Source organism: Amphritea sp. HPY (assembly GCF_050870985.1).
Classification (GTDB): domain Bacteria; phylum Pseudomonadota; class Gammaproteobacteria; order Pseudomonadales; family Balneatricaceae; genus Amphritea.
Map to the genome: position 1 here is coordinate 3,618,565 of NZ_CP194015.1, position 26,872 is coordinate 3,645,436.

Annotated in this window: 24 protein-coding genes; 12 read left to right on the top strand and 12 right to left on the bottom strand. The window is 50.8% G+C overall.

Annotated elements, in window-relative coordinates; translation table 11 throughout:
- The 6 genes from ACQUQM_RS16235 to ACQUQM_RS16260 all read right to left on the bottom strand — a co-directional run bounded on the left by ACQUQM_RS16235 (window position 1) and on the right by ACQUQM_RS16260 (window position 8,716).
- Window positions 1–1,650 (bottom strand): AMP-binding protein, encoded by a 1,650-nt coding sequence (locus ACQUQM_RS16235; protein ID WP_432470924.1) that lies wholly within the window; start codon window positions 1,648–1,650, stop codon window positions 1–3.
- Window positions 1,651–1,849: 199 nt separating this feature from the next.
- Window positions 1,850–2,281: an SCP2 sterol-binding domain-containing protein gene (locus ACQUQM_RS16240; protein WP_432470925.1), complete on the bottom strand. Its 432-nt coding sequence runs from the start codon at window positions 2,279–2,281 to the stop codon at window positions 1,850–1,852.
- A gap of 13 nt (window positions 2,282–2,294) precedes the next feature.
- Window positions 2,295–4,094, bottom strand: a complete 1,800-nt coding sequence (locus ACQUQM_RS16245) for an acyl-CoA dehydrogenase C-terminal domain-containing protein (protein ID WP_432470926.1) — start codon at window positions 4,092–4,094, stop codon at window positions 2,295–2,297.
- Window positions 4,095–4,367: 273 nt separating this feature from the next.
- A complete protein-coding gene (locus ACQUQM_RS16250) occupies window positions 4,368–5,210 on the bottom strand; it encodes a universal stress protein (protein ID WP_432470927.1) in 843 nt (280 codons plus the stop codon).
- Window positions 5,197–7,599, bottom strand: coding sequence for an efflux RND transporter permease subunit (locus ACQUQM_RS16255; RefSeq protein WP_432470928.1), 2,403 nt, complete (start codon window positions 7,597–7,599; stop codon window positions 5,197–5,199). The genes ACQUQM_RS16250 and ACQUQM_RS16255 overlap by 14 nt, the downstream gene beginning before the upstream one ends.
- On the bottom strand, window positions 7,592–8,716 hold the full coding sequence (locus tag ACQUQM_RS16260) for a WD40/YVTN/BNR-like repeat-containing protein (protein WP_432470929.1): 1,125 nt from the start codon (window positions 8,714–8,716) through the stop codon (window positions 7,592–7,594). Before ACQUQM_RS16260 ends, ACQUQM_RS16255 begins: the two co-directional genes overlap by 8 nt.
- A gap of 321 nt (window positions 8,717–9,037) precedes the next feature.
- On the opposite strand from ACQUQM_RS16260, the gene ACQUQM_RS16265 reads away from it, so the two are divergent.
- The 12 genes from ACQUQM_RS16265 (at window position 9,038) to ACQUQM_RS16320 (ending at window position 21,635) form a co-directional block, all read left to right on the top strand.
- Window positions 9,038–10,156: a high-affinity branched-chain amino acid ABC transporter substrate-binding protein gene (locus tag ACQUQM_RS16265; RefSeq protein ID WP_432470930.1), complete on the top strand. Its 1,119-nt coding sequence runs from the start codon at window positions 9,038–9,040 to the stop codon at window positions 10,154–10,156.
- A gap of 115 nt (window positions 10,157–10,271) precedes the next feature.
- Entirely contained in the window at window positions 10,272–11,198 is a 927-nt protein-coding gene (gene livH / locus ACQUQM_RS16270; RefSeq protein ID WP_432470931.1) for a high-affinity branched-chain amino acid ABC transporter permease LivH, read from the top strand.
- Window positions 11,195–12,457, top strand: a complete 1,263-nt coding sequence (locus tag ACQUQM_RS16275; protein ID WP_432470932.1) for a high-affinity branched-chain amino acid ABC transporter permease LivM — start codon at window positions 11,195–11,197, stop codon at window positions 12,455–12,457. The genes livH and ACQUQM_RS16275 overlap by 4 nt, the downstream gene beginning before the upstream one ends.
- Entirely contained in the window at window positions 12,454–13,221 is a 768-nt protein-coding gene (livG, locus tag ACQUQM_RS16280; protein WP_432470933.1) for a high-affinity branched-chain amino acid ABC transporter ATP-binding protein LivG, read from the top strand. Before ACQUQM_RS16275 ends, livG begins: the two co-directional genes overlap by 4 nt.
- Before the next feature lies 1 nt (window position 13,222).
- A complete protein-coding gene (locus ACQUQM_RS16285; protein WP_432470934.1) occupies window positions 13,223–13,924 on the top strand; it encodes an ABC transporter ATP-binding protein in 702 nt (233 codons plus the stop codon).
- Window positions 13,925–14,245: 321 nt separating this feature from the next.
- The gene (locus ACQUQM_RS16290) at window positions 14,246–14,443 is read left to right on the top strand and encodes a hypothetical protein (RefSeq protein ID WP_432470935.1); all 198 of its coding nucleotides are present in this window, start codon (window positions 14,246–14,248) and stop codon (window positions 14,441–14,443) included.
- Window positions 14,444–14,673: 230 nt separating this feature from the next.
- A complete protein-coding gene (locus tag ACQUQM_RS16295; RefSeq protein WP_432470936.1) occupies window positions 14,674–16,074 on the top strand; it encodes a sigma-54 interaction domain-containing protein in 1,401 nt (466 codons plus the stop codon).
- Window positions 16,075–16,236: 162 nt separating this feature from the next.
- Window positions 16,237–17,886 carry an acyl CoA:acetate/3-ketoacid CoA transferase gene (locus ACQUQM_RS16300; protein ID WP_432470937.1) on the top strand — a complete coding sequence of 550 codons (1,650 nt, stop codon included), beginning with the start codon at window positions 16,237–16,239 and terminating at the stop codon, window positions 17,884–17,886.
- 351 nt (window positions 17,887–18,237) lie between these two features.
- Window positions 18,238–18,732 (top strand): SixA phosphatase family protein, encoded by a 495-nt coding sequence (locus ACQUQM_RS16305; RefSeq protein ID WP_432470938.1) that lies wholly within the window; start codon window positions 18,238–18,240, stop codon window positions 18,730–18,732.
- 120 nt (window positions 18,733–18,852) lie between these two features.
- Window positions 18,853–19,809 (top strand): AEC family transporter, encoded by a 957-nt coding sequence (locus tag ACQUQM_RS16310; RefSeq protein WP_432470939.1) that lies wholly within the window; start codon window positions 18,853–18,855, stop codon window positions 19,807–19,809.
- 78 nt (window positions 19,810–19,887) lie between these two features.
- A complete protein-coding gene (locus ACQUQM_RS16315; protein WP_432470940.1) occupies window positions 19,888–20,997 on the top strand; it encodes an SO_0444 family Cu/Zn efflux transporter in 1,110 nt (369 codons plus the stop codon).
- Complete coding sequence (locus ACQUQM_RS16320; protein ID WP_432470941.1) at window positions 20,994–21,635, top strand: hypothetical protein; 642 nt, start codon at window positions 20,994–20,996, stop codon at window positions 21,633–21,635. Before ACQUQM_RS16315 ends, ACQUQM_RS16320 begins: the two co-directional genes overlap by 4 nt.
- Window positions 21,636–21,669: 34 nt before the next feature.
- Here ACQUQM_RS16320 and ACQUQM_RS16325 read toward each other — a convergent pair whose 3' ends face one another.
- From ACQUQM_RS16325 to hemA, 6 genes are all read right to left on the bottom strand, one after another.
- Window positions 21,670–22,023 (bottom strand): RidA family protein, encoded by a 354-nt coding sequence (locus tag ACQUQM_RS16325; protein WP_432470942.1) that lies wholly within the window; start codon window positions 22,021–22,023, stop codon window positions 21,670–21,672.
- Between the two features lie 165 nt (window positions 22,024–22,188).
- Window positions 22,189–22,584: a CoA-binding protein gene (locus ACQUQM_RS16330; RefSeq protein ID WP_432470943.1), complete on the bottom strand. Its 396-nt coding sequence runs from the start codon at window positions 22,582–22,584 to the stop codon at window positions 22,189–22,191.
- Window positions 22,585–22,610: 26 nt separating this feature from the next.
- Window positions 22,611–23,360: a HesA/MoeB/ThiF family protein gene (locus ACQUQM_RS16335; RefSeq protein ID WP_432470944.1), complete on the bottom strand. Its 750-nt coding sequence runs from the start codon at window positions 23,358–23,360 to the stop codon at window positions 22,611–22,613.
- The gene (gene prmC / locus ACQUQM_RS16340) at window positions 23,354–24,235 is read right to left on the bottom strand and encodes a peptide chain release factor N(5)-glutamine methyltransferase (RefSeq protein WP_432470945.1); all 882 of its coding nucleotides are present in this window, start codon (window positions 24,233–24,235) and stop codon (window positions 23,354–23,356) included. Before prmC ends, ACQUQM_RS16335 begins: the two co-directional genes overlap by 7 nt.
- 23 nt (window positions 24,236–24,258) lie before the next feature.
- The gene (gene prfA, locus ACQUQM_RS16345; protein WP_432470946.1) at window positions 24,259–25,347 is read right to left on the bottom strand and encodes a peptide chain release factor 1; all 1,089 of its coding nucleotides are present in this window, start codon (window positions 25,345–25,347) and stop codon (window positions 24,259–24,261) included.
- A gap of 6 nt (window positions 25,348–25,353) precedes the next feature.
- Entirely contained in the window at window positions 25,354–26,622 is a 1,269-nt protein-coding gene (gene hemA, locus ACQUQM_RS16350) for a glutamyl-tRNA reductase (RefSeq protein ID WP_432470947.1), read from the bottom strand.
- Window positions 26,623–26,872 lie beyond the last annotated feature (250 nt).

Consider the following 26,872-nt stretch of genomic DNA (forward strand, 5'->3'; position numbering starts at 1 on the left):
TCAGGCTGCGTCTTTGCGCAACATGCGGCGTAGTACTTTACCCACGTTTGATTTAGGCAGCTCGTCGGTAAACTCGACGATTTTAGGTACTTTATAAGCGGTCAGGCGCTCTTTACACCAGCTGCGGACCTCATCGACTGACAACTCTTCATTGCTCACTACATACAGCTTCACAACCTCGCCACTGTGCTGATCAGGCTCGCCAATCGCAGCACACTCAACGACTTTAGGATGCGAGGTAACGACGTCCTCAATCTCATTCGGATAGACGTTGAAACCAGAGACATTGATCATATCTTTGGCCCGGTCGACGATCCGCAGGTAGCCATCCGGCTCCCATACAGCAACATCACCGGTAATGAAAAATCCGTCATCGGTAAAGCAGGTGGCAGTTGCCTCTTCCCGCTGCCAATAGCCCAGCATCACCTGGGGGCCTCTGACACAAAGCTCACCCGGCTCACCTTCAGCCAGTGCCTGCCCTTCAGTGCCGATTATTTTTACTTCAGTTTCAGCCACCGGTGGCCCGATAGTTCCAACCCGGATATCCCGTGGTGGATTCATTGCCACAGCCGGCGAAGTCTCGGTCAGGCCATAAGCCTCCAGAACCTGACAGCCGGTATTCTGTTGCCACTGTTCTGCAGCATCATAGGTCAGCGCCATACCACCGGATAAGGTAACTTTTAGCTGACTGAAATCTACCTCAGCGAAGTCCTTATGGTTACACAGCGCGACAAACAGTGTATTCAGCCCGATAAAGGCTGAAATCGATTGTTTTCTCAGTTCTTTAACAAAGCCATCAATATCCCTGGGATTAGCCACCAACAGATTAGTGCCACCCAGTTCCAGTACCGCCATCGAAATAGTAAATGCGTAGATATGATAAAGCGGCAGCGGGGCCACGACTTTATCAGCCCAGTGCTCATTGGCACCGGAGATCAGCTTAACCCCCTGCAGACAGTTAGAGATCAGGTTAGCATGGCTCAGCATGGCACCTTTTGACACACCGGTCGTACCACCGGTGTACTGCAGTACTGCGATATCGCTGCTGGACGGATTTGCCAGCCGTGGTTTCTGCCCCAGTTTACTGTTCAGGGCATGGCGTAACTCAACGGCGTCGGGAAGGTTGTAGGCAGGCTCCATCTTTTTGACATACTTCACGACGGAGTTAATCAATAGTCTTTTCAGCGGGCTATGCAGGTCCGCTATCTGGGTCACAAATACGCTTTTAATGCCGGTATTTGCGATTATTTTTTCAACGTTATGCGCCACCCCTTTAAACACTACCAGGGCTTTTGCCCCTGAGTCATTGAACTGATATTCCAGTTCTCTGGGGGTATACAGAGGGTTGGTATTAACGACAATAAGACCGGCTTTCATGGCACCGAAGACGACCACCGGATATTGATTGATATTCGGCAGCTGAATGGCAATCCGATCCCCCGGCAGCAATTTGCACTCCTGTTGCAGGTAGACGGCAAATGCGTCAGATAGCTGATCCAGTTCGGCGTAACTCAATTCCCGACCGAAACTACTGAAAGCTATTTTGTCCCGGTTATCGGCGACTGTGCGCTGCATAACCTCAATGAGGTTACGATAACCCCGGGGATTAATACTTTCTGGTATCCAGCCCGGAGGGCATTGTTGATCCATTGTCAGGTCCTGTTCGCGAAGGAGCCTGCAAATAAGTCTGTTGCGCATTCACCTCGCCCCGGACCTGTTTTCAGACTCCCTGATTATTGTTTTTTGCCGGAGTTCTGCCTATCAGCATAAGCCGACAAGGCTGAATATGTCGAATCAAAACAGCTGCCCCCCTGATCTGGTACAACTGTCTGTAAAGCCTTAAATCTAATTAAACCGGGAACAAAGTCGCCAGTCGGGTCGCCAGCATAACGTCCCCTTCAGCCCGGATGCGACCGGTCATAAAGGCTTGCATACCATCGGTCTCACCATCAAGTACTTCCTGAAAAGTCTGGCTATCCATCATCAGCGTTACACTTGGCTCGTCATGCTCACCCTGTTCCACGGCACAGCTGCCGTCAGCGATCGCCGCATAATAAGCATCACCCTCATCCAGCTTATACTGGAATACTGCATCGAGGTCAGCAGCCGCAGTTGCGTTAAAGCGAGACGCCATAGTATCGAACATTGCTTGAGTATCTGACATTAGATTCACCTGTATCTGAGTATTTTGTTTACTACCGCTATAGCGGTGCTTTAATCGGTTAACCTGCGCCAGACCGGAAACAAGCTTCCGGCCGACTGCGGTTTTTAATAGTTTCATCAGCTATTCCGGATCAGTTGCCGAAATGCTCATCGTCCAGCTCCATCAGGTTATCGGCACCGGATTGCATAGTTACCACCAGCGCCCGGGTTCTTGGCAGAATACGCTGATAATAAAAACGAGCGGTATGTAACTTGGATTCATAGAACGCTTTATCGTCGGTACCTTCAGCCAGCTTCTGTTGCGCAACCAGCGCCATTCGGCCCCACAGATAAGCCAGTACGGCATAACCTGAATACATCAGGTAATCGACGGAAGCTGCACCTACCTCATCCCGGTTCTGCATCGCCTGCATACCGATATTCATGGTCAACTCGCCCCACTCTTTATTCAGTTCTGCCAGCGGACCGACAAACTCTTGCATAGCGGAATTATCAGCTTCAGTCTGACAGAACTTATGCACAATTTTGGTAAAGGACTTGAGTGATTCACCCTGACTCATCAGCACCTTACGGCCCAGCAGATCAAGTGCCTGAATACCAGTAGTACCTTCATACAGCATGGAAATACGGCTATCCCGGACATTCTGCTCCATGCCCCATTCACTTATAAAACCGTGGCCGCCAAAAATCTGTACCCCCTGGTTGGCAGATTCAAAACCGGTTTCCGTGAGGAATGCTTTAGCGATAGGCGTCAGGAATGCCAACAGTGCATCTGCTGATTTTTGCTCTTCAACATCCGCAGACAGTTTTACTTTATCGACCAGCTGGGCACAGAAATAGATCAACGCCCGACCACCCTCAGCAAAGGCTTTCTGGGTCAGCAGCATGCGCCGTACATCGGGATGAACAATAATCGGATCGGCTGGTTTGTCCGGATAAGCAGGCCCTTTCAGCGAGCGCATCTGTAAGCGTTCGCGGGCATATTTAAGGGAGTTCTGATAGCCCCATTCAGCATGTGCCAGGCCCTGTAAAGCAGTACCCAGACGGGCAGTATTCATAAAGGTGAACATGCAGTTCAGGCCTTTATTTTCAGCACCGATAAGATAACCGGTAGCGTTATCAAAATTCATCACGCAGGTCGCGTTACCGTGAATACCCATCTTATGCTCGATAGAACCACAGCTAACGCCATTACGTTCACCAACGGCGCCATCAGCCTGTGGCTTAAACTTAGGCACAATAAACAGTGAGATACCTTTAGTACCTGCCGGTGCATCCGGCAGTCGTGCCAACACAATATGAACGATATTCTCCGCCATATCATGATCACCGGCGGAGATGAAAATTTTGGTTCCTGAAATCTGATAACTGCCATCGGCCTGTGGCTCAGCTTTAGTGCGCAGCATACCCAGGTCGGTACCACAGTGTGGTTCGGTCAGACACATAGTGCCGGTCCATTCGCCACTGATCAGCTTGGTCAGATAAGTCTGTTTCTGCTCATCGCTACCGTGCTCATCGATAGTATTCATCGCACCATGACTGAGGCCCGGATACATACTCCAGGACCAGTTAGCGGTACCCACTAACTCATTCATCACCAGACCGATCGATTCCGGCAGACCCTGACCACCCCACTCGGTAGCATGCGCCAGCGATGGCCAGCCGCCTTCAACAAACTGCTGGTACGCTTCTTTAAAGCCTTCCGGCGTAGTGACTTCACCGTCGTTAAACTGGCAGCCTTGCTGGTCGCCGACCTGATTCAGAGGTGCCAGTACGCGCTCGGCAAACTTAGCCCCCTCTTCCAGAATGGCGCTGACCATATCAGGCGTCGCGTCTTCACAGCCGGGCAGGTTGTTGTAATGCTGCTCGTTGTCCAGCATTTCATTCAGCACAAACTGAATATCCCGTAGCGGCGCTTTATATTCTGGCATGGTGTTATACCTCGATAGATCCTGTAATTCCTGTCAGCAATCCATTTACTGACAAGATGTTTTTTATTGTTCAAGCAATGCATTAAGGATCTACGATGCTGCCTCAAAGACCAATAACAAAAGCTATCAGTTTAACTGACATAAAAAACCAGACCGACATCATTAACAATAAAAATTGTTAATAAACATACAGATAGGCAATCCATCAATTTAAGAGTTTTTCTTAACAAAAAAGCCCGCATAGCGGGCTTTCAATAAACAGCAAGGAAGAAATTATTGCGCGTTCTGGACGACCGGTACTACCTGATCGGATGCATCTTTTCTGAGTACCAACACATCGGCATCCAACCGGTGCAATATACGCTCTGCGGTATTACCAATTAGCGCCCCTTTTAAACCATGACGTGCCTGTGTACCAATTACCACCAGCGCCGCCTGATGTTGATTAGCTACCTGCGGCACCCAATGCTCAGGCGGACCTTCACCGACATTAATATCCGCCGCAGACAGATTCTGTAATGCCAGCAACACCTCCATCTGCTTTCTGGCATTTTGCTGAATCAGCTCTTCTGATTGCAGTTCAGGATCACCCGCCAGCATCGCCGATGGACACGCCACTGCAACATGTAGCTGTCCGCTAACCTGTTGCGCAATTTCACTGGCAAGGGTTAACACCCCCTGGTTCAATAGCTGCCGCTCCGAGTCATCACTGAACGGGTCTGCAGCGGCGACAACAGTACTGTTGTGCCAGCTGTTATCATGCTTAACCAGCAATACCGGGCAAGGTAACTCACGCAGAATCCGGGCATCCCGGGAAGTGCGAAAGCTGTGCTGACGCGGATCACAGCTTTTAACCAGCAATCCAAAACCTTCCGTCTGCCAGAGCTGTTTCAGAGTATTAATCAGATCCTTTTCCGGGCAGCACTGGTAACTGGCACTAATACCTTCGGCTTCCAACTGCGTGACCAGCTGGGCGGGTAAAGCCTCATCGTCCCCGAGCCAAAGCACCTTAATCGCACACTGCAAACGCAGGGCTATAAGCTGCCCCCTGTGCAGCGACAGGTATTCCCGGTCCTGCGGATCAATCACCACCAGCATCTGCTTATTGAACGGCATTTTCGGCCTCCCGGTTGCAATCTTTAGTCTGTGATTTAGTAACAACAATCTGCGACTCACACTTGAGTATGCAAGCCAGTGCCGGCAGAAGAATCAGTGCTCCCAACATATTCCACAAGAACATAAAGGTCAGCAGAATTCCCATATCAGCCTGGAATTTAATCGGTGAAAACAGCCACAGGATAACGCCTATCGCCAGCGTCAGGCCGGTAAACGCCACCGATTTACCCGTGGTACGCAGTGTTTTCAGATAAGCATCGACCAATGGTTCGCCCTGCACCAGATAGGTATTGAGCTTAGAATAAATATAGATACCGTAATCAACGCCGATACCTACGCCCAGCGCAATCACAGGCAGGGTGGCAACTTTTACACCGATACCCAACGACGCCATTAACGCCTGGCAAAGAATCGATGTCAGTGCCAGAGGCGCGATGATACAGATAAGAATTTTTACCGAGCGGAATGTCAGCAAACAGAGCAAACCAACCACGCCGTACACCCAGGCCAGCATTTTGTATTGCGCAGTGCCGATCACATCATTGGTCGCTGCTTCAAAGCCGGAATTACCGGCCGCCATCTCAAAACTGACCTGATCACTGCCATACTGCTCAGTGAATGAACCGATTGCAGCGGTCAGCTGCAACAAAGTGTCCGCCTTATGATCATCTAAGAAGATAATCACTGGCAGCAGAGAACAGGCCGGGTTCATCAACCCCGCTGGAACATAAGACAGGGAAGCATTGATCACTAGTTGATTACGACTGATCGTGCGCCATTTCAGATTGCCTTCGTTCAGGCCTGCGGTCACTCGCTTAGACACATCCACCAGCGAAACGCTGGATTGCACTCCAGGCACATTGGTCAGGTAATACTGGAAACGATCCACCAGGGACAATGTCTCAAAGCTTGAACACTGCTCAGCGCCAGTCCGTACCATCACCACAAAAATATCACTCGAGGTAGAGTAATTATCCGTTATAAAGCGGTTATCCAGATTGTAGCGGGAATCGGGGTGCAACTCTGGAGCGCCACTATCAAGGTCACCAATCTGCAACTGCTGTGACTGATATAATCCCATTACCAACAACCCCAAAGCGACCACAATTGCCGCTTTAGCACCTGCCGGACGGGCAAACACTGTCAGCAACTGCCAACGAGAGTTTTGCGTTGCTGCTGCCCGCTCTGCTCTTGCAGTCGCCTTTTTACCGATACCGACAAATGACATAATCACCGGCAGCAGAAACAGGTTAGTCAGGATAATTACCGCAACACCGATCGACGCGGCGGCGGCCAGATCCTGAATCACCTGAATCTCGATAACCATCAGCGTAATAAAACCTATACCATCGGACAGCAACGCGATCAGCCCGGGAATATACAAGGCACGAAACGCCCGGCGCGCAGCCAGCCAGTTGTCAGCACCTTTGGCGCTCTCCTGACCAATCGTATTTACAATTTGCACACCATGGCTCACCGCGATGGCAAAGACCAGGAACGGTACCAGCATTGAGTACGGATCGAGGCCATAGCCCAGGGTTTTCAATATGCCCAGTTGCCAGACCACAGCAATAACAGAACAACCCAATGGCACTAAAGACCCGGCAATACTGCCGGAATAAAGAAACAGCAGCACCAGCGTGATCAGCATCGCAATCGCAAAGAAGATTGCAACCTGACTGGCACCGTCGATCAGGTCCCCGACAATTTTGGCAAATCCGGTGATGTGGATACTGATATTGTCATTCTGGTATTTACTGCGTACCAGAGTTTCCAGCTGCTCTGAAAGCTCCTGGTAATTAAGCTTCTCGCCGGTATCCGGATGCTTATCAAACAGCGGCACCTGAACAATCGCGGAGCGGAAATCGTTCGCCACCAGCAATCCGACCTGACCGGAACGCAGGATATTAGTTTTAACCTGTTCCAGACTTTCCGCAGAACCGTCATACTCCGGCGGAATCACTGGACCACCGACAAAGCCCTCTTCGGTGACTTCGGTCCAGCGCACATTCGGCGTCCATATAGACTTCAGCGCCGAACGATCGACGCCGGGAATGAAGAAAAGCTCATCGGTAATCTGCTGCAAAGTTTGCTGGTACCCGGCAGTGAATATATCTCCCTCACGCACTGCCACGGCTACCCGCAGACTATTACCCAATCCCGACAAGTCATCGCGGTTTTTCAGATAATTCGCAACATAGGGATGCGAAGTTGGTATCATTTTAACAAAGCTGGCATCAGGCCTGATCTGAGAAGCCTGCCAGCCCAGCAGCAGAGTCAGTAGCGCAAATATCAGTAATACCAGCAGACGCTTATGAAACAGCAAACGTTCTGCAAACTCTTCTGAACCTCTGACCGGAGCCAGCAGCTGATTAAATAATTTACCCATTATCATCACCCTGCTTTACTACCACTTTCTGAACACCGCCTTCACCGACCAGCAGCCAGCCGTCTGCAACATCAATCCCGGCACTGAACGAACGCCGACCTCCGCTTTCAATGACCTCAAAAAGATCCCCCTTAGCTGAACTCAGCAGACGCCCGCCATGTCCTATCAGCAACAACTCATCCGCGGAACTCACTGCACCATTAAAGGTTGTGCTATACCCGGTATCCTGCGAATGCCAGCTCTCACCATCGGAGGAGACAAACAGATTGCCCCGCAAGCCGGTAAGATAGAGTTGGTTACGATATTCAGTCAGCGCAAAGAAGGAGCCATCATAAGGGACATCCAGAGCGACCCAGCTATCACCACCATCATCGGATCGTAACAACAATCCCGCTTCACCGGCGATATAGATCCGCCCAAGATGATCTTCAGTCATGCTGTTAAGATGAAAGCCATCCGGATTTGGCAAACGGTCACCCCAATACTGCCAGCTATCACCACCATCACTGGTTTTCAGTAACAAGCCGTAACCACCCAGGGCAAAACCTAGTTGAGAATCACGGAACCATATATCCAGCAGAGGCGTGGTCGGGCCTTCTTCAACTGCAATCTCTGCATCCTCCAGGCTATAGCTCAGCTCATCCAGCTGTTCGAGCAGCGCGTCATTGTCTGGTTGAGCTGCAACACGCTGCTCAAGCCGGGCATAGTTTTGCTGTGAACTGGCAAGTCGTAACTGGTTAATCCGTGTGCCATCCATCACCCGCTGCCAGCTTTGACCGGCATCTTGCGACCGTGCCAGCAGACCATCATGACCGACTATCCAGCTATTCTGCGGCGTTGAAAAGGTGACCCCGGTGAGCATCACACTGACCGGAACCGTCACCTGCTTCCAGCTGCCACCTTCATCATCAGATAACAAAACAGTTCCCTGATCGCCGACCGCGACCAGCCGACTATCAGAACGGGTAATATCAAGCAGCAGACTTTGCTGGGCCCGGCTACTCAGCACAGGTTCGATAGACAGACGATCCTCCGCCGAGACGGCATGCGCCGTCAAAGTGAGCAGGGAAATAATAAACGCTGCGGTAACACTTCGCAGCCAGTGACAACTTTCCATAATGTTCCAGTTATTATCATTATTCGGAATCCGGTTCCTCTCTAATCACCACTATACAATGACTAATTAAGATTCCCCCAGGAGTCTGAAGATAATCAACAAATCCGCTAGCGGACTCAATAACAAATACTGGCAAGTTTCATAACACTTTCCACCAGTCTGAGAAGAGAAAGTTTTCCAGATCAATAAAATTCCAGAAAAAAACTCTGCGGGGTTTGCAATTAGTGCTTTCCCGCATGTAGAGTTAGCCACTGCGACGGAGGGCTGAAATGCCTCACAAGGGCTCCTCCGCAAAAAGAACAATAAATGGAGATCATCTCGATGAACCAATTCCGCAAAACATTGCTGGGTCTGAGCACCGCTGTTTGTATTATGGGTATGACCGCTGCAGCGCAAGCTGATACGCTGAAAATCGGTCTGGCAGGACCTGCTACCGGTCCTGTTGCTCAGTACGGCGATATGCAGAAGATCGGTGTTATGGCTGCGATTGAAGATATCAACAAGGCAGGCGGCATCAACGGCATGCAGCTTGAAGGCATCGTTTATGATGACGCTTGTGATCCAAAACAGGCTGTTGCTGTAGCAAACAAAATTGTTAACGACGGTGTTAGCCACGTGGTCGGCCACCTGTGCTCCTCTTCTACTGAGCCGGCATCTGACATCTATGAAGAAGAAGGCGTTCTGATGATCACCGCAGCTTCTACTTCTCCGTCTATCACTGAGAAAGGTCACCAGATGGTATTCCGTACCATCGGTCTGGATAGCTTGCAGGGCAGCATGGCTGCTCAATACATTATTGATACTGCCAAGCCTGCACGCGTTGCGGTTATCCACGATAAGCAGCAGTACGGTGAAGGCCTGGCGACTGCAGTTCGTGACCAGCTGGCCGAGAACGGCATCAAAGCGGTTATGTTTGAAGGCGTAACCTCAGGTGACAAAGACTTCTCTGCTCTGATCGCTAAGCTGAAGAAGCAGGACGTAGACTTCGTTTACTACGGTGGTTACCACCCTGAGCTGGGTCTGATCCTGCGTCAGTCAGCTGAAAAAGGTTTTGGCGCTCAGTTTATGGGACCTGAAGGTATCGTTAACGCCGACCTGGCTAAAATCGCCGGTGAAGCAACTGAAGGTGTTCTGGCGACTGCGCCTAAGAGCTTCGATCAGAACGCTGTGAACCAGGCACGTGTAGAAGCGATCAAGGCCAAGGGTGAAGATCCAACTGGTCCTTTCGTATTCACCGCTTACGCAGCAGTTGAAGTTATGACTAACGCAATGACTGCGACCAAGTCAACTGATACTGAAAAGCTGGCTGCGCACATCCGTGCCAACGGTGTTGAAACGGCTATCGGTAAAGTGAAATACGACGAGAAGGGTGACCTGACTGAGTCTACTTTCCTGGTTTACCGTCTGCACAAGGATGGCGGCAAGTCTCCTGCACAGTAATCCTCAATAATAACAATTGATTAGCTATGCCCGGCTCAACCGCCGGGTCTATCTGATCCCGATACCCTAGCGCCGTGATCCGGCGCCGGGGTTTCGTTTTATATGGTCCCTGCAAATGTCAGAATTCTCACTCTATCTGTTGCAACAGCTCATAAACGGGCTCACCATCGGCTCCACCTATGCCCTGATCGCCATCGGCTATACCATGGTCTACGGTATCATCGGCATGATTAACTTTGCCCACGGCGAGATCTATATGATCGGCTCCTACGTAACATTTATTGTTATCGCAGGCCTGGTGAGCATGGGAATGGTGAGCCTGCCAATCATCCTGATTATTGCGCTGGTTATAGCAATGTTCATTGCCAGCACATACGGTTGGGCTGTGGAGCGCGTAGCTTATCGCCCTCTGCGTGGTTCAAACCGGTTGATCCCGCTGATCTCTGCTATAGGCATGTCGATCTTCCTGCAAAACTCGGTAGGCATCTCTCAGGGCTTCCGCGATGTTGCCCTGCCGCCGATGATCACAGGAGGCTGGGCCTTCGGTGACCCAGCTGACTTTGAAGTAACGGTCTCTTATATGCAGATCATTATCTTCGCTGTTACCTTCATCACCATGACGGCTTTGACACTTTTCATTTCCAAATCCCGTATGGGTCGCGCTTGCCGCGCCTGCGCTGAAGATCTGGGCATGACCAACCTGCTGGGCATCAATACCAACAAAGTTATCGCCCTGACCTTTATTATCGGTGCAGCTCTGGCAGCAATCGCAGGCCTGTTGCTGGGTCTTTACTACGGTGTGGTCAATCCGTTTGTTGGTTTTATTGCCGGCCTGAAAGCCTTCACTGCTGCAGTACTTGGTGGCATCGGTTCAATCCCTGGCGCCGTATTAGGCGGACTGGTTTTAGGTGTTACCGAGGCAATGACTGCCGCGTTCTTCCCATCGGAATATAAAGACGTGGTCGCATTCGGTCTGTTAATAACCATTCTGTTGTTCCGTCCGAGTGGACTCCTTGGTAAGCCGGAGATAGAAAAGGTATGACGACTAATAAGTTTTACAACGCTATCTTCGCTGCTGGTATCACACTGATTCTGGCTTGCCTGATGATCGGCGTTAAGCTCGATACATCAGGCACCCAACTTGCAGTAAAAGGTGCAACAGCGGCACAGTGGGCCTGGATCGGCGGCGGTATCGCCCTGGTCTTTCTGTCGCAGTTGTTTACCACTCAGATTGATACGCTGTTCGGCAAGATCCCAAAGCCTTCGATCAGCACCATGCTGCCTGAAGAGAAGAAAATGGCCACCCTGAAGCCATGGCTGCTCGCCGGCCTGATTGTCATCATGATAATCTGGCCGTTCATGGTATCCCGGGGCTCTGTTGATCTGGCAACACTGACTCTGATCTACATTATGCTGGGGCTGGGTCTGAATATTGTTGTGGGTCTGGCTGGCCTGCTGGATCTGGGTTTTGTGGCTTTCTATGCGGTTGGTGCATACACCTACGCGCTGCTGTCGCAATATTTCGGTTTGTCATTCTGGGTCTGCCTGCCAATTTCAGCCGGTATGGCCGCACTGTTCGGTTTCCTGCTGGGCTTTCCTGTTTTACGACTGCGCGGTGATTATCTGGCGATCGTAACCCTGGGCTTTGGTGAGATTATCCGAATCCTGCTGAATAACTGGACTAACCTGACCGGTGGCCCGAGTGGTATTTCCGGTATCGCTAAGCCAACACTATTCGGTCTGGAGTTCACCCGAAAAGCCAAAGGCGGTGAGGACGCGGTAACCTTCCATGATTATTTCAATCTGGATTACTCGAGTTCCTATAAGGTTATCTTCCTTTACCTGATCGCAGTACTGCTGGTTTGTTTCGTAATCTACGTAATAAACCGCCTGATGCGGATGCCGATTGGACGTGCCTGGGAAGCACTGCGGGAAGATGAGATCGCCTGTCGCTCTCTGGGCCTGAACCGTACCGCAATCAAACTGTCAGCATTTACACTGGGTGCCTCGACTGCAGGTTTTGCCGGTGCATTCTTCTCCGCTCGCCAGGGCTTTATCAGCCCTGAATCGTTCATCTTTATTGAATCCGCGATTATTCTGGCCATTGTCGTACTGGGTGGCATGGGCTCGCAGGTCGGTATCATCCTGGCCGCGATTGTGATGACTATCCTGCCGGAAGTTGCCCGTGAATTTTCAGAATACCGGATGTTGCTATTCGGACTGTTGATGGTATTGATGATGCGCTGGCGCCCTGAAGGTCTGGTACCGACGAAACGCCCGCAGCTGGAGTTGAAACAATGAGTCAGTTACTGCTTGATGTAAACGGCCTGACCATGCGCTTTGGCGGACTGGTGGCGGTAAATGGTGTAAACCTGAAGGTTAAAAATCGCCAGATCGTTTCTGTTATCGGCCCAAATGGTGCGGGTAAAACCACCGTATTCAACTGCCTGTCCGGGTTCTACATTCCGACCGAAGGCAGCGTAATGCTCAAAAATGAGCAGATCGCCGGCCTGAAGGACTACCAGATATCCCGTAAGGGACTGGTACGTACTTTCCAGCACGTACGCCTGTTTCAAAAAATGACGGTGATCGAGAACATGCTGGTAGCTCAGCATCGCCACCTCAACACCAACCTTTTTTCCGGCCTGTTCAAGACCCCGAACTATCGCCGACTGGAAAAGGATGCGATGAACCACGCCATACATTGGCTGGAAGAAGTTGATCTGCTGGAGTTTGCTAACCGTGAAGCCGGGAACCTTTCATACGGTCAACAGCGCCGTCTGGAGATCGCCCGCTGCATGGTAACCCAGCCAGAACTACTGATGCTGGATGAGCCTGCCGCAGGCCTCAACCCTAACGAGACCAAGGAACTTGATGAGCTGATTATCAAGCTACGTGATGAGCATGAAATTTCTGTGCTGCTGATCGAGCATGATATGAGCCTGGTAATGGGTATCTCTGATCACATCTACGTTATTGCCCAGGGCACCCCTCTGGCCAATGGCACTCCAGATGAGATCAAGAACAACCCTGACGTTATCAAAGCCTATCTCGGGGAGGAATAAGATGCTGCAGATTAATAATGTAAACACCCATTACGGTCCGATTCAGGCGTTACACGACGTTTCAGTTAATATCGAGGAGGGTGAGATCGTCACCCTTATCGGTGCTAATGGTGCCGGTAAAACCACGCTGATGATGACTATCTGTGGTGATCCGCAGGCGTCATCCGGTACGGTAACCTTCGATGGCGAAGCAATAAATAAGCTGAACACACCTGACATTATGCGTAAAGGCCTGGCCATTGTGCCGGAAGGTCGTCGTGTATTCAGCGGTATGACCGTCGAAGAAAACCTGTTTATGGGATCTTACTTCCGCAGTAAGGAAGAGGCTCAAAAAACTGCAGCACACGTGCTAGAGCTGTTTCCTCGCCTGGAAGAGCGCTATAAGCAACGTGCAGGTACGATGTCCGGCGGTGAACAGCAAATGCTGGCGATTGGCCGTGCCCTGATGAGCAAGCCTCGCTTACTTCTGCTGGACGAGCCCTCGCTGGGTCTGGCGCCAATCATCATTCAGCAGATTTTCGATATTATCCAGAAACTGCGGGATGAAGGCGTGACAATCTTTCTGGTGGAGCAAAATGCCAACCAGGCTCTGCGTATCGCCGATCGGGGCTATGTACTGGAAAATGGTCGGGTAATTAAAACCGATACCGGTGCCAACCTGCTAACCGACGAATCAGTTCGTCAGGCCTATCTCGGAGGCTGATTTCAGCCGATAACTGACCCGCTTTAACCAAAAAAGCCAATCTCACGATTGGCTTTTTTTTCGACTTTTTTAGCCACAAACAGCCATACAGACCGCTGACACAGATCATTAGTAACACTTTTTATCGTTTTAAAAACAGTGACATAGATCAAATTTCCATTCAAGCAACATTGTATGATAAAATCTGTCGCACATAGGAGACAAAGGAATGTCTCCAATCAGGTTCGACTTGTTTAAAATATAATCTAGACTAAGTCAAAGCCAATATGGAAAGTCGGCTCAAGAAGCTGGAATCTTGAAAGAGTATTGAGGAACAAACGAATGGAATGTCTATGCCCACAGTGCCGAGCACTTCTGGAGACACAGGCGATCAGCCTGCATAACGGACTGACTGAAATAAACCACATCCACAACAACACACTGTATCAGTGTAGCGATTGTGATGCCCAGGTAGGGCTGGCAAGTGTTCCCCATCGCTGGGAACTTGTCGCTTTTGCTCAGAAACAGCAGGTAGCCTGATTTACCTGTTGTTTATTCAATAAAACGGGTTGGTATTCCACCTACCCGGTTTTTTTACGCCTGAAATTTATATCTCCTGTTCCTACCAAAGACAGCTTATCCACCGCCAATGTTACAACCAACTATATAACAGATCTTTAACTGTTCTTTTAACAACTGCTGCCATCAGGCCTTAATTCTGGCACACTTCGGATACTTTGAATTAAAACTTACAGCAGAAACAACAACCGATGACTCAGCTGGAAACCCTTCTCTCAGGTCACGACGGTGACAACCTGCTAGCGCTGCTTTCAAGTCTGTGCCAGGGCTCCATTGCTATCGACCAAAACTGCCGTATCGTCTGGATAAGCGAGCAGTACCGCAACTTTCTTCAACTGCCTCAAGAGCTCTGCGTCACGGGAGAGTTAGTAGAAGATATATTGCCCTCGACCCAGCTGAATCGAGTGGTACAAACAGGCCAGCCGAACTTTCTCGATCTGATGCAGATAAATGACCAATGGTGTGCGGTGACCCGCTTGCCATTGAAAGACACTGACGGTAAGGTCTTCGGCGCCATCGGCTTTATTTTCTATGATGATCTGGACAGCCTGCAACCATTATTTGCAAAGTTCGCCAGACTGAGAAAACAGCTGGTTTCCGAGAATCTGATCCGCTCCAGCAAGTATGCCCTGGAAGACCTGATCGGCGATTCGCCACTGATAACACAGGTAAAAAGACAAGCCATAAGAGCGGCGCAACTTGATACGACGATACTGCTGCTCGGTGAAACAGGCACCGGTAAAGAGCTTCTGGCCCAGGGCATTCACAACGCCTCACCAAGACGTTCTGGGCCATTCGTCGGAATCAATATGGCAGCGCTGCCAGAGGCACTGGTTGAATCAGAACTGTTTGGCTCGGCCCCTGGCGCATTCACCGGAGCTAACCGGCAAGGTCGTCAGGGCAAAGTTCAACTGGCCAGTGGCGGCACTCTGTTTCTGGATGAAATTGCCGATATTTCACCGGCAATCCAGGCCAAACTACTTCGAATACTGCAGGAAAGAGAGGTAGAAGCCCTCGGTTCTAACCGACTGGAGAAGGTCGATGTCAGGGTTATCGCGGCAACCTCAAAAGACCTGAAAGAACTGGTTGAACAAAACCAGTTCCGCGCCGATCTCTACTACCGACTGAATGTGTTGCCAATCAAGCTCCCCCCCCTGCGACAGCGCTTAACCGATATTCCGGCGTTGAGCCAGCACTTGCTAAATATGATTCAGCAAGACGCAAACCTTCCGGCACTGCAACTAAGCGACTCTGCGATCAAGTGGCTAAGCCACTATAGCTGGCCGGGTAACGTAAGAGAGCTGCATAACCGTCTGGAACGGGCCTGTGTTATGGCCGAAAGCCAGCAGATCCGACCTATAGATTTGGGGGCTGAAGATACTATTTCGCCCGCTCCCACTGCTCCTTCTCCTGCTGCCGAATCGGAAGGATTCAGGCCTGTTCTCAGCAATAGTCTGTATCAGGCAGAAGCTTCTGCCCTGCAGCAAGCCCTGCAACACTGCCAATTTAACAAAACCCGCACGGCAGAATATCTTGGCATCTCCAGAGCGACACTGTACAACCGCCTAAAAAAACACAAAACGTCTAATTAACTAAACACCCTTCAAGACAAACCGTCTAACTAATTAGACATTAAGCATCTAAATTATTCTAAGAAAACTGATAACACATTGATAAATATATAGTTATTCTTTCTGGCCTAGGCTTTGCTCTGTATAACTGATACCACCATAAAAAATATAAGAGGTTCAACCATGGCCAAGGTTATCAGTGCACAGGAAGCAGCCCGAATGATTCCAGACCGCGCCACGCTCGCAACCGGAGGCTTTATCGGCATTGGTTTTGCCGAAGGCGTGGCAAAAGCGATCGAACAGCGCTTTCTGGAGCAGCAAAGACCCGCGAACCTGGCACTGGTTTACGCCGCAGGGCAAGGCGATGCCCAGACCCGTGGACTGAACCATTTTAATCACGAAGGCATGGTCGCTAAAGTGGTAGGCGGTCACTGGGGGCTGGCCCCGGGCTTAGGTAAACTGGCAACAGATAACAAAATCGATGCCTATAACCTGCCCCAGGGCGTTATCTGTCATCTATTCCGGGATATCGCCGCTGGCAAACCGGGCACCCTGACCAAGGTCGGCCTGCACACGTTTGTCGATCCGCGCTATGACGGTGGTAAGATCAACAGCCGTACAGAGAAGGATCTGGTTGAATTGATGGAGATCAATGGTCACGAATACCTGTTTTACAAAGCATTTCCTATCGATGTTGCCTTGCTAAGAGGCACTACCGCAGATAGCCAGGGCAATATCTCAATGGAACGGGAGGCCCTACCCTTAGAATCACTGGCAATCGCACAAGCAACACATAACAGCGGCGGCATTGTCATAGTGCAGGTGGAACGCATTACTGATCAGCACCAGCTGACTCCTGACCGTATTAAGATCCCCGGCATTCTGGTCGATCATATAGTAGTGGCTGATCCGCTGGACCATCCTCAAACGTTTGCTGAGCCGTTTAACCCGGCCTACTGTGGCGATGTAATCGTAAACGGTAAAAAAGCAGCTGAGCCATTGAGCATTCGCAAAATAATCGGCCGCAGAGCTCTGCAGGAATTAAGCAAAGGCGCCGTGATAAACCTGGGCATAGGCATGCCTGAGATGATATCGGCCGTGGCCGAAGAGGAAAACATACAGGATGACTTCACCCTGACAGTCGAACCCGGTGGCATCGGCGGCCAGCCTGCCAGCGGCCTGAGCTTTGGTGCTGTGAGTAATGCAGAAGCCATCATTGACCAGCCAGCTCAGTTCGACTTTTATGACGGTGGCGGACTAGACCAGGCTTTTCTCGGCCTCGCAGAAACCTGCCCGGAAGGTCACGTCAATGTCAGCCGCTTCGGCAATAAGCTGGCCGGCGCCGGTGGCTTTATCAATATTACCCAGAACACTCAGGACCTGTATTTCCTGGGCACATTTACTTCCGGACCACAGCAAATTGATATTGTTGATGGCGAGCTCAGAGTAATTAAGAACGGTCCGGTCAAAAAATTCCTTAAGCAGGTTCAGCAGATAACGTTTAACGGCCGCTACGCGATGCAGCAACAACAGCGGGTTACCTTCATTACTGAACGGGCGGTATTTGTACTTACCGACAAAGGACTGAAGCTGACAGAGATAGCACCAGGTATCCGCCTGCAACAGGACATCCTCGATCAGATGGATTTCAAACCACTTATAGATGATGACCTGATATCGATGGATCCACGCCTGTTCAATGAGGGCAGTATGCACCTGCAGCATTCAGGCAGCATGCCGATAGGACATATGCGTAAAGTTTGGGGGCAGCTGGTAACCCGCATTCAGGAACAAAGGGAAGCTGAGCAACTTCGGTGCCGTATTGCAGGATAGTTTTCAGATTAAAGACTGAGCACATACGCGAGGTCTTGGGATAATTGCTGATCGCCTGCATTCAGGAACAAAGGGATGTTGAGCAACTGCAATGCCGTATTGCAGGATTTTTTTACATTAAGGACACATGCGCAAAGTCTTGGGACAATTGCTGATCACCCGTATTCAGGAACAACGGGAAGCTGAGCAACTGCGGTGCCGTATTGCAGGATAACTTCCGATAATCAGAATTGAAGAACAACCTGAGGCGGGGCAACTGCAGTGTCGTATAGCAGGATAATTTAAAATAAAATTTGGCTTTATCGGGTGGCTGTCTGATACTGGTTCTATAGATGTCAGAGGACGGCCCCGATGAAACAGCTCACCTTGGTAAGGCATGCAAAGTCCAGCTGGGAAGATACGCAGCTCTCAGATTTCGACAGACCATTGAACAATCGCGGTAAACGAGACCTGCCACTTATGGCAGAGCGATTACTGCAATATGAAATATTTCCCGACCTGATACTGAGCAGTGGCGCTCTGAGAGCTCTCACTACAGCAGAGCAGATCGCCAAAACTCTCGATTATCCGACAGAAAAAATCATTGAAGCTCCTGAGCTTTGCCACGCCCGGCAGGAAACCCTGATCAACCTGCTGCAGGGCCAGTCCGACCACTACCGCCACATTATGGTGGTCGGCCACAACCCAACTCTGGAGCTGGTTGGCTATTACCTTACCCATGAAGCCATAGCCAAGTTTCCAACCTGCGGAGTAATGCAGATTCCCCTCAGCATCACTGCCTGGGAGGAGTTGGCGGAATCCTGTGGCACGTTGGAACGGCTTGACTACCCAAAACTCCATCGCTGACCTTCACCGACTATGCACTACCCGATAGTGCCACTGTCGCCGCGGTAAAAGGATGCTAAGATAGCCATCCTTTTCAGGGAGTTGCGCACAAACTCCCTTAACACAATCATTGGCCGCGCCTTGGATCTATATTTCGAAACCCTGCTCTTCACCAGCAATATCGTCGCACCGATCTTCTTCATCGTATTCCTCGGCTACCTGCTGCAAAGACTCAGAGTAATTGATCAGGCCTTTGTGGCCACCGCCTCAAAACTCGTATTCACTATCACTCTACCCGCACTGGTATTCATGAGCATTTCACGGATGAACTTCCAGGCCGTGTTTAATCCGGTGTTGTTGGGCTATTTCATCGGCGGCACCCTGATCACTTTCACTCTGCTCTGGCAGATCAGTAAGCGCTTGATCCACCGTCCTGAAGACCTCGGGGTATTCATTCAGGGCTCGTTCCGGGGTAACTACGGCATTGTCGGCCTCGCAGTCAGCTTCAATATGTTTGGCGAAAGCGGGCTCGCTCAGGCTTCCTTGCTACTGGCCTGTGTCATCCCCTTATACAACGTGCTCTCGGTACTGGCCCTGTCGCTCCCAATGCAGCAACAAACCGGCCCCAGCTTGTCCCGTCCTCTGATCGAGATCGCCCGAAACCCCTTAATCATAGCTGTATTACTGGCCCTGCCTTTCTCCTACTTTGGCTGGGGATTGCCGATCATCGGCAATAAAATAGGCACCTACTTTGCTGATCTGACCCTGCCACTCGCCCTGCTTGCGATCGGCGGCTCGCTCAACCTGAAGAGCCTGCGCGACACCTCTGGCGAGTCCGGCTGGGCTACCTTAATCAAATTGATTATCATGCCTCTGGTTCTGACTGGCGGCGCCTGGCTTTATGGCTTCCAGGGCCAGGATCTCGGTATTCTGTTTGTTCTGTTCGGCTGTCCTACGGCAGCAGCCAGCTTCATCATGGCAAAAGCGATGCAGGGCAACGCCCAGTTGGCCGCTAATATAGTTCTTACCACTACATTGGGCTCAGTCCTGTCATTGAGCAGCGGAATTTACCTGTTAAGAATCTGGAATATTATCTGATCAATATAACCAGACACTTTTCCGCTTCCTTAGCTTTGCTGATAAAATCAGAAGTATCTGATCTGAGCGGACCTTGTAATGTTTCTTGAATTTCTCAATCATCTGCTGGAGCTGTTTCTGGATACAGCAATCTGGCTCCTGCTAGGCCTTGCGATAGCGGCCGTGCTAAAAGGCTGGATACCTGATTCATTAATTGAAAGATGGCTGAGCGGCCGGGGGATAGGGTCAGTAATCCGCGCAGCATTTATCGGCGCGCCACTACCACTCTGCTCTTGCGGCGTTCTGCCAACCGCGATCGGCCTGCGCCGCTCCGGCGCATCAAAACCTGCCACTGTATCATTCCTGGTTTCAACGCCGGAAACCGGGGTCGATTCAATCTCAGTCACCTACGCTTTATTAGGCCCGACGATGGCGATTATTCGCCCCATTTCAGCCATAATCAGCGCGATTGTCAGCGGTTTAATGGTACTTTTTCTGGATCGGGAAAGCACTGAAACCAGCGGCAAAGATAATCAGCCAATAAGTAGCTGTTGTAGCAAAACTAAAGCTGAAACCACCTCGAACAGCTGCAGTAAGCCTGAGTCAGACACTCAGTCGGGCTGTTGTTCAGGCGACAATAAAGAAGCACAGAAACCTGGCATCATCGCCGGCCTGCAGTTCGCTATCATTGATATTCTGGACGATATTTCAAAATGGCTGGCTTTCGGCCTGATACTGGCAGCGATCATTGCCACCCTGATCGAACCCGCCAGCCTGAGCCAGTGGGGCAGCGGTTTCTCAGCAATGCTACTGATGCTATTGGTTGGCCTGCCACTCTACATCTGCGCAACGGCTTCAACTCCCCTGGCTGCAGCCCTCCTTGCCGCAGGCATGTCGCCAGGCGCCATACTGGTATTCCTATTGGTCGGCCCGGCCACCAATATAGCCTCTATAGGTATTCTCAGTCGAGAACTGGGAGTGCGTGCCGTTGCCCTCTACCTCGCCGGCATCAGCATTTGCGCAATAGCTCTGGGACTGGCTACGGATGCCCTGCTGAGTAGTGAAGCGATCAATCTGGGACAAACACTGTCCCACCATAACGGTGTATTTCTTACACTGAAATGGATCGCCGCAGTGACATTGCTATTCCTGGCGATTAAACCCTTACGCCAGCTATTCTGGAAACCGCAACAGGCCCACGCAGGATGAATTTATTTAGCAATACGGCTCTGAAAAAAAGAGCCCTGAAAAAAACAGCCATTGCCATTGCAGAGGGCGATCTTAGCCTGCTCAAAAAGCAACTTGGCAAGATCCAGTCAGAGCAGCTGAATTCGCCACTATTTGAGCATCAGGGCGGCTATATTTCAGCTGCAGAACTGGCAATAGTCAACCAGCAAGCTAAAGCGCTGGAACATCTGCTGCAGTCCGGCTGCAGCACAGAGTACCGCAGCTCTGATCAGCCACTGCTCTATCTTGCCCTGCAACAAAAGCAAAGCCTGGCCCTGTTAACAGTATTACTACAACAGAACAGCCCTACCCGGTTTGCCGGGCTGGAAATCTCAAGTGCTGAATTTGCCTGTTTCAGGTATTGCCCGGCAGCCAGCCTGATGCTGCATCTGAGCAGATTAGTTGAGTATGGTGGGGAGCTGAATCAGGTGAATCAGGAGGGTCATTCTCTGCTACTGCTGGCACTCGCCACAGAGCAACAATCGCTGTTGCAGTTTATGATCAATTCGGGTGCCGAAATACCGCATGAAATTGCTGACAACTGGTGTAGCAACGAGATCGTCAGCTATGCAAAACGTTGCGCCGATGATCTGAGAATCAGGCAGATGATGCTGGGCTGAACCAGCATCACTTCTGCAATACCAGCTAACCGGCTTACTTCTTCACCGCTGCAACAACAGACACTTCAACCAGCAGCTCAGGGCGAGCCATACGGGCTTCAACGCAAGCACGAGCCGGGGCATAACCTTCCGGCACCCAGCTGTCCCATACCTCATTCATGCCAGCAAAATCTTTCATATCGCGAATATAAACAGTGGCAGACAATATATTGTTACGATCACTGCCAGCCTGCTCAAGCAATGTATCCACTTTATCCAACATAGTAGCAGTCTGCTCTTTAATACCGGCAGAAGCATCTTTAGCAACCTGACCACACAGGTAAACAGTATCATTGTGGATTACGATCCGGCTCATGCGCTGAGCAGTTTCCATACGTTCGATAGACATTTCACTTCACCCTGAGATTTTAAAACCGATATTCTATCGTTCCAGCAGGAATGAGCCAGCCCAATGACTTTGAAAAAACAGCTATATACCGCGAAAAGAAGTGAAAAAGAGAGTTCCACAGAAAATATTGCTGAGAGCGGACGCCCTCAGCTTAAGGAGGAGAAATCAGAGACGAGGGATCTCAATCGCCGGGCAGCGATCCATCACCACTTTCAGGCCTGCCGCTTCAGCCTTCTCTGCTGCCGGCTCATTAATAACACCCAATTGCATCCAGACGGCCTTAGCATTTACCTGAATCGCCTCATCGACTACATCACCGGCTTCGGCGGAGTTACGAAAAATTTCCACCATATCGATCGGCACTTTAATATCAGTCAGGGAAGCCACAACCTCACGGCCATGGATAGTTTCTCCGGTTTTCATCGGGTTTACAGGAATTACGTTATACCCCTTAGACAACAGGAAATGCATTACCTGATTACTGGCACGGTGGGACTTCGGACTCGCGCCAACCATTGCGATAGTCTTACTACTTTCCAGTACGGTTCGAATCGTTTCCATTGAGCTATATATCCCAGGCTTAGTTATTATTTTGTACCGCAACATGGACATTCTGGGTCCCGTCGCAGTTTAAGGGAACGCCAATCCATGTAGCGTCCATCGAGCAACAACAATTTACCAACCAGTGGTTCACCCACTTCAGCCAGTACTTTTAGCGCTTCCATCGCTTGTACTGAGCCAATGATGCCAACTAAAGGCGCCAGGACACCGCTTTCAGAGCAGGTCAGGTTTTCATCACTGCCTTCACGATAAAGACAGCGATAGCAGGGAGCATCTTCCTGCCGGGAATCGAATACTGCAACCTGCCCTTCGAGGCGGATAGCAGCACCGGAAACCAGCGGTTTACGATGTTTAACACAGGCCTCATTTACAGCAAATCGGGTGCCGAAGTTATCGGTACAGTCCAGTACCAGATCCACATCAGCTATCTGTTCGGCCAGTTCCTGATCACTCAACCGCTTAGGGATCGCAACAATTTCAGTATCCGGATTCAGTGCCGCCAGAGCCTGCTTTGCCGATTCAACTTTGCTCAGACCGATAGTATCCGTGGTATGCACAATCTGCCGCTGCAAATTGGTCAGCTCCACCAGATCATCATCCACCAGCACCAGCGTACCAACTCCCGCCGCCGCCAGGTACATCGCCACCGGACTGCCTAAACCACCGACACCGATAATCAGCACCCGGGAATTCAGCCAGGCTTCCTGGCCGGCAATCTCCACCTCAGGCAGCATTATCTGACGACTGTAGCGCAGCAGTTGTTCATCATTCAGCACGTTCTATCTCCAACGAATGTATCTCCAACCTTTGGCTCTGCTTCCGGGCTACCCCAGGCAGCCCATGTTATACGATCATTGCCCGCCAGGTCCTGAGCCGAGTCAACAGATTGGTAACCCAATCCGGATAATAATTCACGCACGGCACCAGCCTGGTCATAGCCATGTTCAAACAGCAACCAACCACCCGGATTAAGAAAACCACGGGCAGCGCCGGCTATAGCGCGTATATCTGCCAGCCCGTTATCCTCTGCAACCAGCGCACTAAGAGGCTCGTAGCGCACATCACCCTGTTTCAGGTGCGGGTCTTCGGGATCAATATAAGGCGGATTGCTGACTATAAGATCATACTTTCCGGCGACTGGTTCAAACCAGCTGCCTTCAACAATTTCAACATTATGCAATTGCAGGCGGACACGATTTTTCTCAGCCAGCTGCACTGCTTGCGACACCCGATCCACCCCGACTAACTTCCAGGCCGGACATTCAGACGCCAGCGCCAAGACTATCGCGCCGGTTCCAGTACCCAGATCTAATACTCTGGCCGCGGTTGGCGCCAATAGTTCCAACGCTTTTTCCACCAATGCTTCAGTATCGGGTCGGGGAATCAGCGTTGCTGGGGTCACTTCAAGGTCCAGCGTCCAGAAACCGCGGACGCCGGTCAGGTGAGCCACCGGCTCGCCGGCAAGGCGGCGCTGCAGCAGCTGTTCAAACAGTTGCGCCTGCGCCGAGCTAAGCTCATATTCCGGACGAGTAAAAAGAAAAGTACGGGAACGTTCGATGACATGACACAGCAGCAGTTCAATATCCGCCTGGGGACTCTCGCTGGACTGCTCCAGCTGACTGCTACAGGCCAGCGCCTGAGTAATATTCATAATAGAAATCGCAGCAACCGGGCCTAGCCATCATCCGCCAGAGCACCCAATTGCTCGGCCTGATATTCACTCACCATTGGATCAACTACCTGACCCAGCGCACCTTCCATCACTTCCTGTAACTTATACAGAGTCAGGTTAATACGGTGATCGGTCACCCGCCCCTGAGGATAGTTATAGGTACGAATCCGCTCTGAACGATCGCCACTACCGACCAGACTCTTGCGCGTACTGGCCTGCTCTGCGGCGTGCTTTTCCTGCTCGGCAGCCTGTAGGCGCGATGCCAGCAGAGACATCGCCTTCGCCCGATTTTTATGCTGTGAGCGCTCTTCCTGACACTCAACCACGACACCCGTCGGAATGTGAGTCAGGCGAATTGCCGAGTCTGTCTTGTTGACGTGCTGACCACCGGCACCCGAGGCACGGAAGGTATCGACCCGCAGATCGCCCTTATTGATCTCTATATCGTTGACCTCGTCCATCTCCGGCATGACTGCAACGGTGCAGGCAGAAGTATGGATACGGCCCTGGGATTCAGTTTCAGGCACCCGTTGTACCCGGTGCGCTCCGGACTCAAACTTCAGGCGGGAATATACGTCTTTACCCACGATACGCGTAATAATCTCTTTGTAACCGCCATGCTCGCCGTCATTAGCACTGACCACCTCGACTTTCCAGCCCTGGGTTTCCGCGTAACGGGAATACATGCGGAACAGATCGCCGGAGAATATTGCGGCTTCGTCACCACCGGTTCCGGCGCGAACTTCGAGGAAAACGTTCCGGCCATCATTCGGGTCTTTCGGCAACAGCAGAATCTGAAGATCCTGTTCCAGTGTGGCGATACTGTCTTTCGCCTCTGAAAATTCATCTTTCGCCATCTCTCGCATATCAGGATCAGAGTCTTCAAGCATCAGCTGAGCTTCTGCCAAATCGCCTTGCGCCTGCTGATACGACTGAAAGCACTGCACTACAGGTTCCAGCTCAGCATACTCCATAGAGTAAGCACGAAACTTATCCTGATCAGAGATAACTCCGGCGTCACCCAACAGGGCCGCCAGTTCTTCGTAACGGTCAGCCAGACTTTCCAGCTTAGTTATAATCGATTCTTTCATCGCTAATCAGTCTTCTTTTTTATAGTCGGATAGCTGAAACAGTTGCTGCGCCATCTCGAGAAAGTCATCACGTCCTTCAGCACTGGCTTTACGCAGCTGAACCGTCGGACTGTGGAGTAATTTATTGGTCAGGCCCCGGGCCAGATTATTCAGGACATCTTCCGCTGATTTACCGTTTTGCAGCTGCCGCATTGCTTTTTCCAGTTCAGCATCACGCAGTTCTTCACCCTGCTTCCGCACGCCCATTACTGTTTCGACAGCGCCCAGAGAACGTAACTGGCGCATAAAATCGCAGGCACCAGACTCGACAATCGCTTCCGCTTCACGGGCCGCACTTTCCCGGCTACGGACATTTTCCTCAATCACCTCTTTCAGATCATCGACAGTGTACAGGTAGACATCATCCAGCTCGGCAACTTCCGGTTCGATATCCCGTGGCACAGCAATATCAACCATAAAGATTGGCCGATGCTTACGCTTTTTCAGTGCTGATTCCACAGCACCTTTACCCAGAATCGGAAGCTGGCTGGCTGTCGAAGCGATTACAATATCGGCATCTTCCAGTGCTTCAGGAATATCACCCAGCAGAATTGCTTTAGCGTTGAATTCTGCAGCCAGTGTTTCTGCACGCACTAACGTTCGGTTAGCGACCGTCATATTTTGTACACCCGCTTCCGAAAGGTGGCGAGCGACCAGCTCAATCGTTTCACCTGCACCAATCAGCAAAGCCTTACTGCTGCTCAGATCAGAAAATATATGCTGCGCCAAGCTGACTGAGGCATACGCTACGGAGACCGGGTTCTCACCAATGGCAGTATCGGTACGAACTTTTTTGGCGACCGTAAATGTCTGCTGAAACAGTCGCGCCAACTCAGCTCCGACAACACCACTTTCCTGGGATACCGCATAGGCGGACTTCAATTGCCCCAGAATCTGAGGCTCTCCTAATACCAGCGAGTCAAGACCGCTGGCAACGCGCATCATATGTTGCGCAGCATCCTGATCCCAATAGGCATAGCTACAGGTCTGCAGCTCATCCGGGTCAAGGCTATGATACTGCCCAAGCCACTCGAGCAAAGCCCGGGTGCCCTCAAGCTTCGTCGAACAATAGAGTTCCGTCCGGTTACAGGTAGAAAGTATGGCAACCTCTTTCAGCTGCGCCACATCACAGGCTTGAGCCAGAGCTTCAGACATCTGTTCCGGGGCAAAAGCAACCTTCTCCCTCACTGAAACCGACGCTGTTTTGTGATTGATGCCTAACGCGAGCAAAGCCATAAAGAAACACTACATCCAGATCTAAATAAGCGCGTAATAATACACTGTATTCATCTAAAGGTTAAAAACCCTGACCGCTTCAGGTCATTTTTTTATGTTAGAGATCAAACAGAAGGTAAAGTTGTAGCAATAGTACAGTAAAACGCCAACGTTTCGCGCAACCGGGAATATAACCGACAGACCAACCGCAAGCTGGCCAGGCATTAATCAGCGGGCAGAAATCAGTTGCTATTATGCGTAGGTTCCATGC

Bases quoted from the DNA above. Each gene is read 5' to 3' on its own strand.
- ACQUQM_RS16305 (WP_432470938.1), top strand. From the start codon at position 18,238: ATGAAACAGCTCACCTTGGTAAGGCATGCAAAGTCCAGCTGGGAAGAT.
- ACQUQM_RS16330 (WP_432470943.1), bottom strand. From the start codon at position 22,584: ATGGAAACGATTCGAACCGTACTGGAAAGTAGTAAGACTATCGCAATG.
- ACQUQM_RS16240 (WP_432470925.1), bottom strand. From the start codon at position 2,281: ATGAAACTATTAAAAACCGCAGTCGGCCGGAAGCTTGTTTCCGGTCTG.
- ACQUQM_RS16320 (WP_432470941.1), top strand. From the start codon at position 20,994: ATGAATTTATTTAGCAATACGGCTCTGAAAAAAAGAGCCCTGAAAAAA.
- livH (WP_432470931.1), top strand. From the start codon at position 10,272: ATGTCAGAATTCTCACTCTATCTGTTGCAACAGCTCATAAACGGGCTC.
- livG (WP_432470933.1), top strand. From the start codon at position 12,454: ATGAGTCAGTTACTGCTTGATGTAAACGGCCTGACCATGCGCTTTGGC.
- ACQUQM_RS16290 (WP_432470935.1), top strand. From the start codon at position 14,246: ATGGAATGTCTATGCCCACAGTGCCGAGCACTTCTGGAGACACAGGCG.
- hemA (WP_432470947.1), bottom strand. From the start codon at position 26,622: ATGGCTTTGCTCGCGTTAGGCATCAATCACAAAACAGCGTCGGTTTCA.
- ACQUQM_RS16325 (WP_432470942.1), bottom strand. From the start codon at position 22,023: ATGTCTATCGAACGTATGGAAACTGCTCAGCGCATGAGCCGGATCGTA.
- ACQUQM_RS16235 (WP_432470924.1), bottom strand. From the start codon at position 1,650: ATGGATCAACAATGCCCTCCGGGCTGGATACCAGAAAGTATTAATCCC.
- ACQUQM_RS16260 (WP_432470929.1), bottom strand. From the start codon at position 8,716: ATGGAAAGTTGTCACTGGCTGCGAAGTGTTACCGCAGCGTTTATTATT.
- ACQUQM_RS16265 (WP_432470930.1), top strand. From the start codon at position 9,038: ATGAACCAATTCCGCAAAACATTGCTGGGTCTGAGCACCGCTGTTTGT.
- ACQUQM_RS16315 (WP_432470940.1), top strand. From the start codon at position 19,888: ATGTTTCTTGAATTTCTCAATCATCTGCTGGAGCTGTTTCTGGATACA.
- ACQUQM_RS16275 (WP_432470932.1), top strand. From the start codon at position 11,195: ATGACGACTAATAAGTTTTACAACGCTATCTTCGCTGCTGGTATCACA.
- ACQUQM_RS16295 (WP_432470936.1), top strand. From the start codon at position 14,674: ATGACTCAGCTGGAAACCCTTCTCTCAGGTCACGACGGTGACAACCTG.
- ACQUQM_RS16245 (WP_432470926.1), bottom strand. From the start codon at position 4,094: ATGCCAGAATATAAAGCGCCGCTACGGGATATTCAGTTTGTGCTGAAT.
- prfA (WP_432470946.1), bottom strand. From the start codon at position 25,347: ATGAAAGAATCGATTATAACTAAGCTGGAAAGTCTGGCTGACCGTTAC.
- ACQUQM_RS16300 (WP_432470937.1), top strand. From the start codon at position 16,237: ATGGCCAAGGTTATCAGTGCACAGGAAGCAGCCCGAATGATTCCAGAC.
- ACQUQM_RS16250 (WP_432470927.1), bottom strand. From the start codon at position 5,210: ATGCCGTTCAATAAGCAGATGCTGGTGGTGATTGATCCGCAGGACCGG.
- ACQUQM_RS16285 (WP_432470934.1), top strand. From the start codon at position 13,223: ATGCTGCAGATTAATAATGTAAACACCCATTACGGTCCGATTCAGGCG.
- ACQUQM_RS16255 (WP_432470928.1), bottom strand. From the start codon at position 7,599: ATGGGTAAATTATTTAATCAGCTGCTGGCTCCGGTCAGAGGTTCAGAA.
- prmC (WP_432470945.1), bottom strand. From the start codon at position 24,235: ATGAATATTACTCAGGCGCTGGCCTGTAGCAGTCAGCTGGAGCAGTCC.